The organism is Exiguobacterium flavidum (genome assembly GCF_003344535.1).
GTDB classification, from domain to species: Bacteria; Bacillota; Bacilli; order Exiguobacteriales; family Exiguobacteriaceae; genus Exiguobacterium_A; species Exiguobacterium_A flavidum.
The window spans coordinates 260346-275973 of sequence record NZ_QPKS01000001.1; the positions used below are offsets into that span (position 1 = coordinate 260346).

The 15628-nt window shown below is 57.7% G+C and carries 16 protein-coding genes; 3 read left to right on the forward strand and 13 right to left on the reverse strand.

What is annotated here, in order from left to right:
• Positions 1–4: 4 nt before the first annotated feature.
• The 13 genes from DFG60_RS01290 to DFG60_RS01350 form a co-directional block, all read right to left on the reverse strand.
• A complete protein-coding gene (locus DFG60_RS01290; RefSeq protein WP_114569912.1) occupies positions 5–1039 on the reverse strand; it encodes a rod shape-determining protein in 1035 nt (344 codons plus the stop codon).
• A 226-nt stretch (positions 1040–1265) separates the two neighbouring features.
• The gene (locus tag DFG60_RS01295; protein WP_114569913.1) at positions 1266–1811 is read right to left on the reverse strand and encodes a GrpB family protein; all 546 of its coding nucleotides are present in this window, start codon (positions 1809–1811) and stop codon (positions 1266–1268) included.
• Between the two features lie 30 nt (positions 1812–1841).
• Positions 1842–2495: a RadC family protein gene (gene radC / locus DFG60_RS01300; RefSeq protein WP_114569914.1), complete on the reverse strand. Its 654-nt coding sequence runs from the start codon at positions 2493–2495 to the stop codon at positions 1842–1844.
• 27 nt (positions 2496–2522) lie between these two features.
• A complete protein-coding gene (locus tag DFG60_RS01305; protein WP_114569915.1) occupies positions 2523–3098 on the reverse strand; it encodes a Maf family protein in 576 nt (191 codons plus the stop codon).
• A gap of 107 nt (positions 3099–3205) precedes the next feature.
• On the reverse strand, positions 3206–3943 hold the full coding sequence (locus DFG60_RS01310) for a hypothetical protein (protein WP_114569916.1): 738 nt from the start codon (positions 3941–3943) through the stop codon (positions 3206–3208).
• Positions 3940–5712, reverse strand: coding sequence for a type IV pilus biogenesis protein PilM (locus DFG60_RS01315; RefSeq protein WP_114569917.1), 1773 nt, complete (start codon positions 5710–5712; stop codon positions 3940–3942). The genes DFG60_RS01310 and DFG60_RS01315 overlap by 4 nt, the downstream gene beginning before the upstream one ends.
• Positions 5713–5728: 16 nt before the next feature.
• Positions 5729–6484 (reverse strand): prepilin peptidase, encoded by a 756-nt coding sequence (locus DFG60_RS01320; protein ID WP_114569918.1) that lies wholly within the window; start codon positions 6482–6484, stop codon positions 5729–5731.
• Positions 6485–6556: 72 nt separating this feature from the next.
• The gene (locus tag DFG60_RS01325; RefSeq protein ID WP_114569919.1) at positions 6557–7036 is read right to left on the reverse strand and encodes a prepilin-type N-terminal cleavage/methylation domain-containing protein; all 480 of its coding nucleotides are present in this window, start codon (positions 7034–7036) and stop codon (positions 6557–6559) included.
• Between the two features lie 142 nt (positions 7037–7178).
• Positions 7179–8393 carry a type II secretion system F family protein gene (locus DFG60_RS01330; RefSeq protein ID WP_114569920.1) on the reverse strand — a complete coding sequence of 405 codons (1215 nt, stop codon included), beginning with the start codon at positions 8391–8393 and terminating at the stop codon, positions 7179–7181.
• 4 nt (positions 8394–8397) lie between these two features.
• Entirely contained in the window at positions 8398–9432 is a 1035-nt protein-coding gene (locus DFG60_RS01335; protein WP_198661524.1) for a type IV pilus twitching motility protein PilT, read from the reverse strand.
• A gap of 5 nt (positions 9433–9437) precedes the next feature.
• The gene (locus tag DFG60_RS01340) at positions 9438–11099 is read right to left on the reverse strand and encodes a GspE/PulE family protein (RefSeq protein ID WP_114569922.1); all 1662 of its coding nucleotides are present in this window, start codon (positions 11097–11099) and stop codon (positions 9438–9440) included.
• 6 nt (positions 11100–11105) lie between these two features.
• Positions 11106–11420, reverse strand: a complete 315-nt coding sequence (locus DFG60_RS01345) for a hypothetical protein (RefSeq protein WP_114569923.1) — start codon at positions 11418–11420, stop codon at positions 11106–11108.
• A gap of 13 nt (positions 11421–11433) precedes the next feature.
• Positions 11434–12678: a VanW family protein gene (locus DFG60_RS01350; protein ID WP_157964462.1), complete on the reverse strand. Its 1245-nt coding sequence runs from the start codon at positions 12676–12678 to the stop codon at positions 11434–11436.
• A gap of 153 nt (positions 12679–12831) precedes the next feature.
• On the opposite strand from DFG60_RS01350, the gene DFG60_RS01355 reads away from it, so the two are divergent.
• Genes DFG60_RS01355 through DFG60_RS01365 form a run of 3 tightly spaced genes read left to right on the forward strand, consistent with a single transcriptional unit; the run spans position 12832 to position 15599 of the window.
• Complete coding sequence (locus DFG60_RS01355; protein ID WP_157964463.1) at positions 12832–13335, forward strand: prepilin-type N-terminal cleavage/methylation domain-containing protein; 504 nt, start codon at positions 12832–12834, stop codon at positions 13333–13335.
• Complete coding sequence (locus DFG60_RS01360; RefSeq protein ID WP_114569925.1) at positions 13292–13876, forward strand: type II secretion system protein; 585 nt, start codon at positions 13292–13294, stop codon at positions 13874–13876. The genes DFG60_RS01355 and DFG60_RS01360 overlap by 44 nt, the downstream gene beginning before the upstream one ends.
• A gap of 13 nt (positions 13877–13889) precedes the next feature.
• On the forward strand, positions 13890–15599 hold the full coding sequence (locus DFG60_RS01365) for a type II secretion system protein (protein ID WP_114569926.1): 1710 nt from the start codon (positions 13890–13892) through the stop codon (positions 15597–15599).
• The last annotated feature ends 29 nt before the right edge of the window (positions 15600–15628 follow it).

Below are 15628 nucleotides of genomic sequence, written 5' to 3' on the forward strand. Positions count from 1 at the left end.
GTCCTTATCTTTTTTGTGAGATACCCGATTTCGAACGAAGCACGTTCATCATCTCGAGCGATTTCCCTGTCCCGATCGCGACGCAATCGAGCGCATTCTCTGCGACGAGCGTCAGGATGCGTGTCTCGTCCTGGATGACCGCATCGAGATTTTTCAATAGAGCGCCACCGCCAGTGAGGACGATTCCTCGGTCCATGACGTCTGCTGAAAGTTCTGGTGGCGTCTGTTCGAGCGTATGCTTGACGCCTGCGAGAATCGCGTCGACCGTGTCGCTCAGCGCGTCCGAGATCTCGGCTGAAGTGACTTCGATCTGCTTCGGAAGGCCCGTCACGAGATCACGGCCACGGATTTCCATCGTTTCGTTCTCCGCTTCTTCGTCGATGCGGGCGTAGCCGATCGTCATCTTGAGCGTCTCAGCCGTCCGTTCCCCGATCATCAGGTTGTACTTCGACTTGATGTAGCGGATGATCGACTCGTCCATCTCGTCCCCGCCGACGCGGATCGATTGACTCGTGACGATGCCGCCGAGTGAGATGACTGCTACTTCCGTCGTACCGCCGCCGATGTCGACGACCATCGAACCAGTCGGCTCAGATACCGGAAGACCGGCTCCGATCGCTGCCGCGAACGGTTCTTCGATCGTATACGCTTCACGCGCGCCGGCGAGTTTCGCCGCGTCTTCGACCGCACGCTTCTCGACCGACGTGATGCCGCTCGGTACGCAGATCATGACGTTCGTCTTCGAGGAGAACAATCCTTTTTTCTTTGATGCCTGGTCCATGAAGTATTTGATCATCGTTGCAGTCGTCTCGTAATCCGCGATGACGCCGTCTTTCATCGGGCGTCGTGCCGTGACGTTGCCGGGCGTACGCCCGATCATATTCTTCGCCGCATTACCGACGGCCTCGATTTTTCCTGTATCTGTACGGAAAGCGACGACCGACGGCTCACGCACGACGATTCCTTGCCCCTTCACATATACGAGTGTATTAGCTGTACCTAAGTCAATGCCGATTTCACGGCTAAATGATCCAAACATGTTTCATAAACCCCTCTCTGAGAATGCACTTCACTAATTATAACGGAAAAGCACCTTTTGAAAACCGTTAAAACGTTACAGCTTGTTTACAGTGTTCCCCATTCGTTCAAAACAGGACGGATTTAGAAAATGCGAAAAAACGCCTGAAGAGGGATTTCCTCTCAGACGTTATTCTCACATACATCCTGACGTTTTCATAATGAAATCTTGCGTCAGGCTGGCGACTTCACCGTTCGACGTCCGCCCGGTTGTCGCTCTCACGGTCTTCCGCCCACTTCAGCGCCCTGCTTTCAAGCTCTGCTGCGAACCGTTCCTTCCCTGCGATATAGGCACCTACGTCGAAGGGATGGCGTGCGGACAGACTCATCTTCAAGTCTCCGTACTGCTTCGCCTCTTCCGGTTGATGACGGAGAAAATCCCGGAACGCGAGATGCCGCTTGATCTCCGGGCTATTCTTACCGTAGACATGGACGTGATGCGTCCTTGCGTCGCCGCCCTTTTGGAAATACCTGCGCCCGGGGATACCGTTCTCACCTTTAGGAGTGTATCCGGCCGCGCGCATCATCTCGTCGAAGCGATTGATTCGCTCGATGTCCTTGACGATCGGCAGGATGTCGATGACCGGCTTCGCGGCGAGTCCTGCGATCGACGTGCTGCCGATGTGGTGGATGTCTACCAGCTCTTCACCGAAAATCGAACGGAGCAGTCGTGCCTCCTCCTCGTAGCGCCGGTCCCATTGGGCGTCATATGGTATTAAGACCACCTTTCGCATGTCGTTCCCTCCATTCCCTGTCACGGACGTTCACATGAATCCGCGTTGTTTCATACTGATGAATTGGCCGTGTCCGATGATGATGTGATCGATGCAGCTGATCCCGATAAAGCGTCCTGCCTCGACCATCCGCTCCGACACCTCGATGTCCTCCCGGCTCGGCGTCGGATCGCCGGACGGATGGTTGTGGACGGCGATGAAGCTCGCCGCCGAGCAACGGATCGCCTCGCGGAAGATATCGCGCGGATGGACGATCGACGTGTTCAGCCCGCCGATGAAGAGCGTCTTCTTCGAGATGACCTCGTTCTTCGTATTGAGATAGAGACAGACGAAATGTTCTTGCTGGAACAAGCGCATCTCTTCGAGCAGCAATTCTGCCGCGTCGTCCGGCGAACGGACGACCGGGCGGACCCACTTCGGTTCCGTCACGAGCCGGCGTCCGAGTTCGAGACCGGCAAGTATTTGGAGCGCTTTCGCCTTGCCGACGCCGGGTGTCTTCTCGAGGCCCCCGACGCCTGCCTGTTCAAGCTCGATCAATGTCGGATAGGCGGCCATCAGCGACTCGCCGATATCAAGCGGGGTCTTGTCTCGCGTCCCTGTCCTGACGAGACAGGCGAGCAGTTCGACCGTCGTCGCCTCTGCCAGCCCCTTCAATTGGATGCGATCCTTCGGCAATTCGATCACTCACATCATACCTCTCCGCGTACTGTATTACGCAAACACCGGGTGGATCCCGAACGACTCGAGATACCGCGCTACGGGATGAATCGGCAGACCGACGACGTTGTAATAGTCACCGTCGATCGCTTCGACGAACAATCCGCCGAGCGACTGGATTCCATACCCGCCCGCCTTGTCATACGGCTCGCTCGTCTTGACGTATTGATCGATCCAGGCAGCCGGCAAATCGCCGAACCGGACCTTCGTCGTGACGGCGAACGTCTCCGTCCGCCCCTGATCCATCAGCGTCACACCGGTGATGACGAAATGCGTCCGACCGGACAGGAGGGCGAGCATTCGCCGTGCGTCCTCCTCGTCCGCCGGTTTTTCGAGGATATGTTCGTCGATCGCGACGACGGTGTCGGCCGCGAGGACGAGCGTCCCGTCGAAAACGGTCTTCGCCTTCTCCTCTGACAGATAGGTCACATATTCAGCCGGTGTCATGACGAACGGTGCCGCCTCCTCGATCGAAGCCGGGACGACTTCGTGCGGGATGCCGATTTGTGTCAATAGGGCCGTCCGCCTCGGAGAGGCCGAAGCGAGGACGAGCCGGGGTTGCGTTACCATCAGTATCACGTTCTTTCCTTATATTTTCGAATCCGCTTGGTTCGGACATTCCGTATTATAACGCAAAGAAGGGCGTCCTTCCCTGTCCGGAAGACGCCCCTCAAACTTCAGTTCGTTGCCGCATCGACAAAAGGATCCGACTTCGGCGTCGTCTCCTTGACCGGCGTCTTCTTCTCCTCTTGCAGCTGCGCGAGGTCCGGCCGGTAGTAGGACTCGATCTCGACCGTGAAGGCGAGCGGCTCGTCGAGCGTCACGAGCGCCTCGTTCGGTCCCGGTTCCTCCGGTCCGGTCAGCTGGATCTGACGCAGCACCGAGATCCGGTCCGTCCGCTCAAGCTGCTTCAAGAAGGCGAGCAGTTCAGCGTACGATGGCGCCTCGACCTGCAGCGACGCAGGAAGCGGCGTCGCGTCAGCGATCGGCATGTTCGGTGTCGCCGGCGGTGCTCCTTCCGTCTGGACGGCATCGATCGCAGGGGTCGTCGTCACGTCGCTGGCCGGTTCAACCGGCGCGACCGGAGTGACTGGCGTCTGCGCTGCGCTTCCCGTGAAGTTGACGCCCTTGAGCGTCACGCCGGCGATCTGGCTCGCGGCATCGATGCTGTCGACGATGTCGTCGATCGCCGGGATGACCGGCACCTTCTTCTGGAGGAAGCTCGATTCCGCGACGTCGACCTTGTTCTCGCTCGCCTTCGAAGCCTCGAGCGCCGTCTGTTCGCGTTCGAGAGTCTTCGCAGAAGCATCGAGCTGCTTTTTCGTGTCATAAGCCGTGTAGCCGAGATAGCCGAGCCCGCCAGCGACGAGCAGAATCGTCAAGAGGAGGAGGAGCGTCCCGAGTCGTCTTTTCAATTCGATTCTCCCCCTTCTTCTATCTCTTCCGTCTCTTCAGTGGCCGGTACCGCCGGCTCATCGACGAGCGTGTCGTCTTCGGTCAGTTCCGGCGACTCTCCGGTCTCATCAGCCGGTACTGCGGCGCCTTCTGCTTCAGGACTGGCGGTCCCGTCGCTCTCCGGCGCTTGTGTCTCGCCCGCCCGTTCCTCACCCTTGATGATTTCAAGCGGCAGGACGGTCAGGGCGAATTGTCCGATGTAGCGCGGTTCCTCATCGCCGTCGGTCATGATCGTATCGACGTCGAGCACTTCCCCGGTCACGGGATCCGTCGTCGTCGAGCTTGCGATGTCGAGGTCAGGCGCCATCTCCTGCGTGACGATGCTCGCGAGCTTGACGTTCGTAAACGACGTGTCCGTCAAGAGTTGGCGGTGGAACGCGTTCAATTCCTCGAGCGTCTCGAACTGGACGTTCATCGCGACCGCATGATCCGCGCTGTAGCTGTACTGCAAAACGTAACCGCGTTCAGGCAGATAGCGCGTGATGCGTTCGAGTGTCGGGACGGCCGGTCGCGGCGCGTCCTCGAGCGAATCGATCGTCGCCTGGAGCTCCGTGATCGCCTGTCCTGAACCGCCCTCCGACTGTGCAGCGATCTGTCTGACGATCTGAATCTGCTGCTCGTTCTTATCGAGCTGGTCCGCCCACGTGTCCGTCTGCCAGAACAGGTATCCGGCAGCGGCCCCGCCGATCAGGAGCAGAAGGAGCGACGCGAGGATCGGCAGTTTCGGAGCGACATCCTCGTCCGGCAGCAGGTTGATCCGCTTGCGTTTCGAGGAAGCCGTGCCGACAAGCGGCAAGTAGTCGACCGGGATTTTTTGATCCGATACGTCGATCACCGGACCGACTTCCTCGAGCGCGATCGTGAAGTTCTCGCGATACCGTGCGACGAGGCTTTCCATGTACGGGAAGTCTCCGGCAAGGATGATCCGGTCGATTTCGCGCGCGTCCTGTGCGAGCGAATAGCGATAGAAGTCGATGACGCGGGTCAGCTCGATCAGCATCTCCTCGACCGCCCGTTCGATTTCGCTGGCATGACCGACGTGGCGATAGACGACGCGGTCTTCGTTGATCTCGACGTCATAGCTCGACGCAGGAACCGTGTCGATCGAACGGATCAGGCGCGGGACGTGGTTCTCGATGATGACGAGCTGGTGATTCGTCGCCGTGACATGCCAAATCAGCAGATTGTCCGTGTCGGCGATCTCGTAGAGATGATCGATCCCCTGATAGACGGAGAGCGGCTGCGGTTCGGCTGCGACGAGCCGCAGATGCTTCCGTTTGAAGAGCGTCACGTACTGGGTCAACCCTTCGTGCGGTGCCGCGTACAGCATGATCTCGCGCTTGTCGCCTTCGTTCTCGAGGAAGTCGTAGTCGAAATACGGGTCCTCGAACGGCAGGACGATGCTGTGACCGAGCTCCATGAAGAGGTAGCCGCGGATCTCGGATTCCTGGATGCCAGGCGGAATTTCAAGTTTCCGGGCGAGGACGAGCGCGCCGTCGAGCGTCAGGACCGCTTGCGAAGCGCGCGGTACCTTCAGTTTCGTAAGCAGGCTGTCGAAGATCAGATCGAGCGAAGCTTCCGGCTGGAGCCAGCCGCCCTGCAGCGTACCCGCAGGCAACGAGACGACGGCATGACGTTTGACCTGGCCGTTCTTGACGACCGCCCCGAAAATCGCGACGTCAGTGAAATTGAAGTGGACGAACGTGCCCTTCAGGCGATGTTGCGCCATATGTATGTCATCCTTTCTAGAGGAAAAGTGCGAGATAATCCGCGATCCAGCTTTCCGCGAAATAGTATGTGAGCAATGCGCCGGCAGCGATCGACGGAACGAACGGGATCGGCTGTTTCCGGGCTACTTTCTTCGTCGCGAGCAACGCGATGCCGACGACCGACCCGACGAACGCCGCGACGAACAGGGCGATGACGACATGAAGCGGTCCGAGCAGGATACCGAGCACCCCGAACAGCTTGACGTCACCCGCTCCCATCCCCTGCCGTGACAGCAGGAAAATCAGGAAGAGGAGCAAGAAACCAGTCAGTCCACCAATAATTGGATTATACCAGTTTTCCGGTCCCGAGAGATAGCGCACAATGAGACTGATCGGTAAAAAGAACAACAGAATTTTATTCGGGACGAGCATGTAGGCGAGGTCCGACATGACGAGCGTGAGCAGCAGGCTCGTAAGAACGAGCGCGACGGCAAGTTCGATCGTCCAGCCGAAGCGGATGAATGCGTAGGCATAGAGCAATCCGCCGGTCAGCTCGATCAACGGATACTTGAGCGAGACGTGCGACTTGCATGTGCGGCACTTGCCCTGCAGCAGAAGATAGCTGACGACCGGTATCAGCTCCCAGCCGGACAGCTGGTGACCGCACTGCGGACAGCGCGAACGCGGACGGACGATCGATTCGCCGACCGGAATGCGCAATCCGACGACGTTCGTGAACGACGCCATGATCAGGCCGAGTAAGAAGAAGTAGATGGTGATGAGCGTCGTCATGAGTGCTCCTTTCAGGGATGGTTAGTTTATACATTTAGTCTAAATAAAAATCCCCCATGGAGGGGGATTTTTTTAAGGTAATTCGGCTCTCGTAGGAGTGGCATCAGTAGTAAAATAATTGCTTGCGCCACTTTTAGTAGATTTCATCGTTACTGCATATCCATATTTGTTACCTGTTTTTGTTACAGTCACGTAAGCATCTGCATACGGAGCATCATTGTTCATCGGATCCTTCATTTCATCAATATAATTAGTTAGGACATTTCCACCCGTTGAAGCAGTATCGCCAACATAATATAAACTAACTCCAGACGCCGAGGGAGTGACTGACTCTGATGAAACATATAACTTCGCAGCATTCACCAACTGCTTCGCATTCGCAACCTGTGCATCCTTACGCGAATTCTCAATCAAATTCCCTACTGCAATGACCGAAATCGCCGCGATGATTCCGAGGATGACGACGACGACGAGGAGTTCGACGAGCGTGAGTCCGCGCTCATCGCGCATTTGACGCGCATCCTGCCACATTTCTTTTAAGCGTTCTACCATGTTTCCCATTCCTCCTAGTACTTATAGACTATGAATAGTTCAAATTCCATATGTGCAACTTATAATATTATAGTAGCACCGGCATCTGACTGAGCTGTGATGTTTTTGTACGATAGGTAAATGATTTTACAGTTTGCGCTAGTCAGCCTTGGATGTCCGAATAGATCTTGAACATCGGGACGACGACGGCGATGACGATGACACCGACGATGACGGCGAGTGCGACGATCAGGAGCGGCTCGATGATCGACTTCAAGCGGTCCGTCGTCGTCTCGACTTCCGTCTCATAGAAGGAGGCGACCTCTGCGAGCATCGCGTCGAGTCTCCCCGACTCTTCCCCGATCGCAATCATCTGAGTGACGAGCGGCGGGAAGAACTTATTCTTCGAAAGCGGTTCGTTCATCGGGATGCCTCGGCCCATCGCCTCACGCGCCTTCGCGATCCCGTTCCGGATCATCCGGTTCGAGACGATCCGCTCCGTGATCTCGAGCGACGTCAGAATCGGCACCGATGCGGTAAGCAAGACGGACAATCCCCGTGTCATCAAGGCGATCTGCGACTTCTGGACGAGCGGGCCGAAGATCGGCAGACGAATGATGAAGGAATCGAACAGGACGCGTTGCCGTTCGTTCCTCAGGTTGAACCAGAGAAGCCCGACTGCCCCGAGTGCCGCGAGCAGCAGGACCCACCAGTAACCGATGACGAAGTCCGATATGCTCATGACGATCTTCGTGATCAACGGCAAGTCGCTGCCGAGCTGGTCAAAGATCGAGGCGAACGTCGGAACGACGTTCATCATCAGGAAGATGACGACGCCGACCGCGACGATCGAGACGACGGCCGGATAGATCAGGGCCGAGATGACCTTCTGCTTGATCTCGTACTGTTTCTGGAGCTGAATCGTGATGTTGTCGAGCGCTTCCTCCAAGTTCCCGCTCGCCTCCCCCGCCATCGCCATGCTGACGAAGAATGTATCGAAGACGCGGGGGTGCCGTTCGATCGCCTGAGAGAACTGCATCCCGTTCCGAAGGTCATCCTCGACCTCGACGAGCGCCCGCGCGAGCGGTTTTGATTCCGTCTGCAGACGCAGGATCTCTGTCGCCTTGATGATCGGTACGCCGGAGCGGACAAGCGTCGCGAACTGGCGCGCATACATGACGAGGTGTTCGATCTTCGGTTTCGCCTCGAACAAGGTGATCTCCGTGTTGAGTCCTTTCGATTCCTGCTTCTCGAGCCTGATGACGGCAATCTTGTCGGTGCGGAGCCGTTCTGCCGCCTCCCGTTTCGTCAGTGCCGTCACGCGGCCCTTCTTCTTCTTCCCGGACATCGTCCGGCCTTCGTAGATATAGACTGCCATGAGTTCACCCCGATATGTATGGTGTCGCGGCCGAAGCCGGAATCAATCCGCGGCTGACCAGATCCTGCAGTGCCGTCTGCATCGTCTGCATGCCGTGCTGCTTGCCGGTCTGGAGGACCGATTGAAGCTGATATTCCTTGCCGGTCCGGATCAGGTTCGAGACGGCAGGCGTCTCGACCATGATTTCGAGCGCTGCGATCCGCCCCTTGCCGTCCGTCCGCGGCATCAATCGCTGCGAGATGACGCCGGCGAGGACGTTCGAGAGCTGTGCCCGGATCTGATCCTGCTGATCGGACGGGAAGACGTCGATGATCCGGCTGACGGTCGATGCCGCCGTCGACGTATGGACGGTCGCGAAGACGAGATGACCCGTCTCGGCTGCCGTCACTGCGGTCGAGATCGTCTCGAGGTCACGCATCTCACCGAGCAGGATGACGTCCGGATCCTGCCGGAGCGCAGAGCGTAGGCCGGACGAGAAGCGCGGCGCGTCGATCCCGATTTCCCGCTGATCAATCAGGCTCTTGCCGTGGCTGTGCAGGTATTCGATCGGATCCTCGAGCGTGATGATCCGTTTGTACATCGTCTGATTGATTTCGTGGATCATCGCGGCGAGCGTCGTCGATTTCCCGGATCCGGTCGGCCCGGTGACGAGGACGAGCCCGTGCGGTCGTGTCAGGAAGCGCTTCAGGACGGGCGGAAGGCCGAGCGAATCGAGCGATGGGACCTCGGTCGGGATCGTCCGGAACGCCATCGAGAGCGTTCCCCGCTGATAGAAGCTGTTGACGCGGTAACGGGCGATTCCCGGAATGCCGAATGAGAAGTCGATGTCACGATTTTGTTTCAGTTCTTGATACATTTCCTCGGTAATAAGCGCCCGGACATAGCCTTCGATGTCGAGCGGCTTCAGTTTCCCGTAGCTCGACGCGACGAGGTTGCCGTTGATGCGGAACATCGGCGGCGATCCTGCCGTCAAATGGACATCCGAGGCGTTGAGGTCCTTCGACTCGCGAAGGATCTGTTCGATTTCATTTCGTTCCATCACTATCACTCCGTTATGACCGTTCGTAGTATTTCTTCAGTCGTCGTCACGCCGCTCGCAACCTTCGCGAGTCCGTCGGCGAGCAACAGACGGTGTCCTTGCGACTTGACGTACGCCGTCACTTCGCCCTCGCTCGCCTGATTCATGATCATCCGGCGCAATGCCTCGTCGATGACGATGACTTCCTGGATCGCGAGACGCCCGCGGTAACCTGTCATGTTACATGAGGAACAGCCGCTCCCCCGCATGACGAGTTCCGCCTCGATGCCTTCTTGCGCGAACAGTTCCGCCTCGCGCTTCGAGACGGGTTGCGGTTCCGAACAGTCGCGGCAGACTTTCCGGACGAGCCGCTGTGCGACGAGCCCGGTGACGGACGCCGCGACGAGGAACGGTTCGACCCCCATGTCGATCAGGCGGGTGATGGAGCTGACGGCCGAGTTCGTATGGAGCGTCGACAGGACGAGGTGCCCGGTCAGCGAGGCGCGGATGGCGATCTCAGCCGTCTCGATGTCACGGATCTCTCCGACCATGACGACGTTCGGATCCTGCCTGAGGATCGAGCGGAGTCCGCTCGCGAACGTCAATCCGATCTTCGAGTTGACCTGGACCTGATTGATGCCGTCGACCTGGTACTCGACCGGATCTTCGACCGTGATGATATTGCGCGTCTCATCGTTCAGTTCGTTCAGCGAGGCGTAGAGCGTCGATGATTTCCCGGATCCGGTCGGTCCCGTGATCAGGATGATACCGTTCGGACGCTTCAGCATCTCACGGAAGTGATGTTCGTTCTTCGCACTGAAGCCGATTTTCGACAGGCTGATGTTCGCGTTCGAGGCGTCAAGGATCCGGATGACGATTTTCTCTCCGTAGACGGTCGGCAGCGTAGAGACGCGGAAGTCGTAAGGGACCTCGTTGTGATAGTACTTGATCCGTCCGTCCTGCGGCAGCCGGGACTCGGTGATGTCGAGCTCGCTCATCACCTTCAGGCGGGTCGTGATGACGTTTTGAATCTTCTTCGGGTATGTATTCTCGGTCCGCAACTCACCGTCGATTCGGATCCGGACGGTGAGCGATCCTTCCTGCGGATCGAGATGGATGTCGGAAGCACGCTGTGTGATCGCGCTGTCGAGGATTTGGTTGACGAGACGGATGATCGGTGCGTCCTCACGCGCGACGACCTCTCGTTCGCTCAGCTCCGCGAACTCCTCGGAATCCAGCAATTCAAGAAGTGATTTGTCGACGTCGTAGTACTTCATGATCGTCCGGCGAATCTCTTCCCGCGTCGACAGCCCGACCTCGATCATCAGACCGGTCTGCAGGCGAAGGTCGTCGATCGCAAGCAAGTCCATCGGATCCGCCATCGCGATCAGAAGCCGGTTGTCCTCCCGGCTGACCGGGACGAGCTGGTGCCGTTGTGCGATATCCTTTGAGACGAGCTTCGTCACGCTGACGTCGAGCGGATAGTTGTAGAGGGTGATGATCGGAATCTTCAGTTGGTGATGCAGGGCCTCGATCAGTTGTTGTTCGGTCAGATGACCGAGCCGGAGCAGCGTATCTCCGAGCTTCTCCTGGTTCCGCTTCGCAGACAGCGCCTCGTCTACCTGCGCCGTCGTCACGAGCCCCTCTTCGATCAGCATCTCCCCTAGTCGTTTACGCTTAATCGCCATTCAAATTCATCCTTCCATGTGTCGTGCTTCGTCACGCTCGATTTCCGGTTCGATTTTCGCGGCTTCCTTTGCGTCGAGAATGCTCGTCCCAGCCGCAGCAAGTAGACCGAGCACGATGATTCCGATCAGGTACAACAGGTGTTCGCTCCAGTCGTCCTTGACGACGAGATGCAGCAGGACGACGATCGCCCCGGCACTCGCGGAAAGGATGATCTTCGCCTTCATCGATTCGACGAGCGGCAGTTGGATCGCGAACATCAGACCGCAGATGATGATCGTCATCCCTAAGATGACACCGAGTTCCATCGGCAGGTTCGTCATGGTTTCATCCCCCTCATTCTTCCGTCAACGTCGGATCGGTCAACCCGTCGTCGACCGGCACCTCTTCATCTAACGCCTCATCGAGCAGCTCCTCGTCCGTCATCTCATCGAGCGGATCATCGCTTGATTCGCCGGCCGGTTCCTCGATCGGCTCTTCGATGATCGGTTCCGGTTCTGCCTGGCTGCTCTTCGTGATGATTTCAGGCGTCGGTGCGTAGAAGTCGAGAGCGACCAATTCACGTCGCTCGCCTTCTGCTGATTGCGTGACGCGGTAGAGCTCGATCGATTTCCCTTCGATACCGGACTGCGTCGGCGTCGTCGTCCCGGGGGACAAGAGCGCCGAGTAGCGCGTGATCGTCCGGTACGGGATTGATTTCTCTGCTTCGAGGACGGCTTCGATCTTATCCGTCAAAGCTGGCCCCTTCAACTCGGCCGTCACGTCCGAACCGTTCGGTGTAAGGACGAGGCGGTATGGGCTCGCCGTCGTGTTACGGACTGCGAAGTCGATCTTCTCGTCGACCCGGACGTCGTAGCCGAGCGTGATGCCGTCCGGAAGCACATCGTTTTGCATCCGTTCGACGATTTCGAACGGCGTTTTCGCGAACAGTTCATAGAGCTTGCTACCGATGAACGAAGCGCCCGCGAAGTCATTGCCGAACGATTTCATGTTGAAGACGGCTCCCGGCTTGATCTCGATATCCGCCATCGCCTCGACCATCGTCTCCTCCCCGTCGGAGCGCGTCGAGAAGTTCACAGTCGCGATCGTCGTCTCCGTCGTCTCGACCTGCTCGCTCGGATCGAAAGTCGCCTCTGCGAGCACACTGCTCGAATCAGTCAGCCACCGTCTGAACGCAGTGCCTTGTTCTGGCGTATAGGCCGCTTGCGCGAGGTACGTTTCGACTTTCGTCTCATCGAGGACGACGACGAGCTTGCCGCCCTTCTTCGCATCCGCCCGTTCGACTGACTGTTTGACGTCGAACGAGACGAGTTCGGTCGGAATCGGTGTCGTCTCCTCACCTTGGCCGGTCGTCAGCGGCGTTTGCTTCGACCAAGCCGTGATTTCTTCACCGAGTTCCTTCTCCGCCTCTTCGTGGGACAACCCTCCGACAGGCACCGTACCGATCCGTGCACTTTCAGCAAACTGTTCGCCTGTCGCCTTACCCGTGAAGGAGATGAGCGCGACCGACGGAATGTAGATCATCGCGACCATCAGGATCAAAATCCCGATGTGCATGGCATAACGTTTAGGACTTGGCATGTTATGTATCCTCTCACAGTGAAATAAGTATTATACAGCTTTCTATTATTTCCATTATAATGAATCATGATAGGAAACATAAGACCTATCCTTACAATATCTTTCTTATCAGAAATATCTGAGCTTTTATATTACATAAGTCGAGGTGACATCATGCAGTTTCAGGAAGAACGTGGCTTTTCTCTAGTCGAAGTGCTGGTCAGCGTCGTCATCTTATCGATCGTCTCAGTGTCCTTGATCAGCATCTTCTCGCAATCCCTCCGTTCGACCCGGGAGAGTTCGAATGAGACCGTGGCGGCGAACCTGGCCTTCCACGCGGCATCCTATCTCCAGCAGGAAGCGATCGATGATGCCTCGCCATTGAAATACGCGACGCTGCAGACCCTCGTCGATGACGGGGAAGTGTCCCCGCCGTGTGCTGCGGATGCGTCGAACGCCTGTCAAAGCGTCTTCGAACCAGTCATCAACGGCAAGCCCTACTCCATCTCCATCCGTCTCACGGATTATACGAAAGACGGCGTGAAGGAGGCGCACCTCATCCGCTCAAAAATCGTCGTCCGGGACCCGCAACAAAACTCGGCCGAACTCGTCGCCATCGAAGGAGTGATCAGCAGTGCAGCCCTTAACGAAGAATTTCCGTTCACGCTTTCAGAATGACGGTTTCACGCTCGTCGAAGTGCTGCTCAGCCTCGTCATTGCGGCTATCTTCAGCGGTGTCGTCATGACCGTCTTCCTGATGAGCACGAAATCGTTCCAGACGGCGGAGTCGATGACCGATGTCAGGACCGAGGCGGACACGCTCGTCACCTCCCTGTTGACGACGGTGACGTCGAGCGGCTTCGACTACGCCCAGGTCAGCGCGGACGGCGCGGAACTGAAGCTGTTCGACGCACGGCCGACGACGATCGACCCCGTCTCGGGACTGCTCGTCCGCTCCGGAGGCAACACCTCCCTGCTCGATCCGGTCCCGATCCTGACGATCAAGCTTGGTGAAGGCGGACTGACGCTCGACAGTGAATCATCCGAACTCGTCCTGATGCCGGATGCCGGCGCGAGCCGCTTCGAGATCAAGAGTCCGGAATCGGTCACGGTCGACGGTGAGACCTACCATTCCCATGGCGTCCTTCAGGTGATGCTCGCCATCCAGTCGAAAAATGATGAGGAACGGATCACACTGAAGAGTGGGATCGGTTTCTGAGGAGGACCATTGAATGAAAAAGGAACAAGGTTATACACTCGTCTTCGTCCTCGTCACCATCGCGGTCGTCTCGACGCTCGCCCTCACCGTCATCGGCATGAACCTGCAGACGAAGAAGGCGACCGAGATCCGGAAGACGGAGACGAATCTCAGCTACGAGGCACGCTCACTCTTGAACGAGGCGGTCGCCCATGTCGCGAACACGTTTCCGGCAAACGAGGCGATCGGCGCCGATTCAGAGCAGTTCGAGACGAAGCTCGCCCAGCTGACAAGGACGGACGTGACGGACCCGGTCGATATCACCCGCAATGCTTTCAACAGCCAGCTCGTCCGCGACGGTCAATCAATCGGACGGTACTGGTATGACATCATCGAGGGGGACTCCCCGTACGTCAAGATCCTCCAGGTGACGGCAGAAGTCGCCTCGACCGCCGCGAACCAGCCCGTTCAAGAACGGACATATACGCAGCGCCTGTCGCTGTCGACGTTGCCGAGCTTCCTCTACCACGTGCTCGGCTCTGAAGGTCAACTGACGATCAACGGTGCTCCTGCGATCAAAGGCAACATATACTCGAACATGCCGGTCCGCGTTTCAGAGGCGCCGCTCTATACGTATAAGGGACAGACGAATCCGCAGGTCTGGTCAGAGAAGGCCGCGGTCGACGGGACGATCACGCTCGGCATCAAGGACGCGGCATCGCTTGAAAAGTCCGTCACGGTCTGTCCATCCGTCTGTCTGGAGGCGACGCCATCGTCCGCCTGGCGGATTCCGCTCGCACAGGAGAAGGTCTTCGCCGACCAGGAGAAGACGCGCTTCAATGCAGCACCGGAAACGTTCGCTTCGCTTGACTACCGGTACTCGCTTCTCGAGTATTTGAACCGGGAAGGGATAAATCTTGCGCCACAAAACGTCTCTGATCCGGACGGTACGCTCAACCTCACGAAGCTCCGCACACAGCTTGCTGGCAGCGCCCAGCTCGCGAAACGGACCGTCGACAAGGTGACCGTCTTCGACAAGGACCTCGGTCTTCTGAGTGCGACCCAAGCCCGGATGATCATCAATGACAGCTTCTTCCCGATCAAAGCCGTCCTGATGGACACGGACATCTCGGAGTCCCCTCACCCGCTCGTCGTCGACGGCGACCTGTCGATCCAGTCGGTCCGTCCGGCTGACGATCCGCTGCTGATCATGCGTCCGTTGATCGTCCTCGGCAACTTGTCGATCAGCGGCAACGTCTCGTTCGACACGACGATCTTCACGCTCGGCCGGACGACGATCGATGACGCGAACATCAAGGCGATCACGACCGGTGGACGAAAAAACACCGTCGTCCTGCTCAGCAAGGAAGAGATCCTGATCAACCGGCTCGACCAGTTCACATCGACTCAACGCGATGATTCCCATGTCATCGAGGCGTTTCTTTACAGTGATTCCGCGAACCTGAATCGTGTCTACGCCGTCGGCTCGAACGTGACGATCGATGGCGGATTGTTCTCACGCGGGCCTCTGATGGTCAATGCCTTCCGCGGTGACTTCAGACAGTCTACGCCCCCAGCCGACCTGGCAAGTTTCCAGGCGGCGATGATCCAGTCGAATGAGATCGCACACTCCCGTCTCAAGATCAACTATGATGCGAGCGTCATCAAAAACCGGCAGCAGACATTGCCCGTGACGAACCGGGTTCATCTGTATGTCGAGGCGCCAAAACGCCAATTACGCTAAACGAATGGCCTGCCGCTGCTGCGACAGGC

What these genes read in the sequence shown, in the direction of transcription:
- DFG60_RS01350 (WP_157964462.1), bottom strand. Translation starts at nt 12,678, where the DNA reads ATGCCAAGTCCTAAACGTTATGCCATGCACATCGGGATTTTGATCCTG.
- DFG60_RS01355 (WP_157964463.1), top strand. Translation starts at nt 12,832, where the DNA reads ATGCAGTTTCAGGAAGAACGTGGCTTTTCTCTAGTCGAAGTGCTGGTC.
- DFG60_RS01295 (WP_114569913.1), bottom strand. Translation starts at nt 1,811, where the DNA reads ATGCGAAAGGTGGTCTTAATACCATATGACGCCCAATGGGACCGGCGC.
- DFG60_RS01340 (WP_114569922.1), bottom strand. Translation starts at nt 11,099, where the DNA reads ATGGCGATTAAGCGTAAACGACTAGGGGAGATGCTGATCGAAGAGGGG.
- DFG60_RS01320 (WP_114569918.1), bottom strand. Translation starts at nt 6,484, where the DNA reads ATGACGACGCTCATCACCATCTACTTCTTCTTACTCGGCCTGATCATG.
- DFG60_RS01365 (WP_114569926.1), top strand. Translation starts at nt 13,890, where the DNA reads ATGAAAAAGGAACAAGGTTATACACTCGTCTTCGTCCTCGTCACCATC.
- DFG60_RS01315 (WP_114569917.1), bottom strand. Translation starts at nt 5,712, where the DNA reads ATGGCGCAACATCGCCTGAAGGGCACGTTCGTCCACTTCAATTTCACT.
- DFG60_RS01305 (WP_114569915.1), bottom strand. Translation starts at nt 3,098, where the DNA reads ATGGTAACGCAACCCCGGCTCGTCCTCGCTTCGGCCTCTCCGAGGCGG.
- DFG60_RS01325 (WP_114569919.1), bottom strand. Translation starts at nt 7,036, where the DNA reads ATGGTAGAACGCTTAAAAGAAATGTGGCAGGATGCGCGTCAAATGCGC.
- DFG60_RS01330 (WP_114569920.1), bottom strand. Translation starts at nt 8,393, where the DNA reads ATGGCAGTCTATATCTACGAAGGCCGGACGATGTCCGGGAAGAAGAAG.
- DFG60_RS01290 (WP_114569912.1), bottom strand. Translation starts at nt 1,039, where the DNA reads ATGTTTGGATCATTTAGCCGTGAAATCGGCATTGACTTAGGTACAGCT.
- DFG60_RS01335 (WP_198661524.1), bottom strand. Translation starts at nt 9,432, where the DNA reads ATGGAACGAAATGAAATCGAACAGATCCTTCGCGAGTCGAAGGACCTC.
- DFG60_RS01345 (WP_114569923.1), bottom strand. Translation starts at nt 11,420, where the DNA reads ATGACGAACCTGCCGATGGAACTCGGTGTCATCTTAGGGATGACGATC.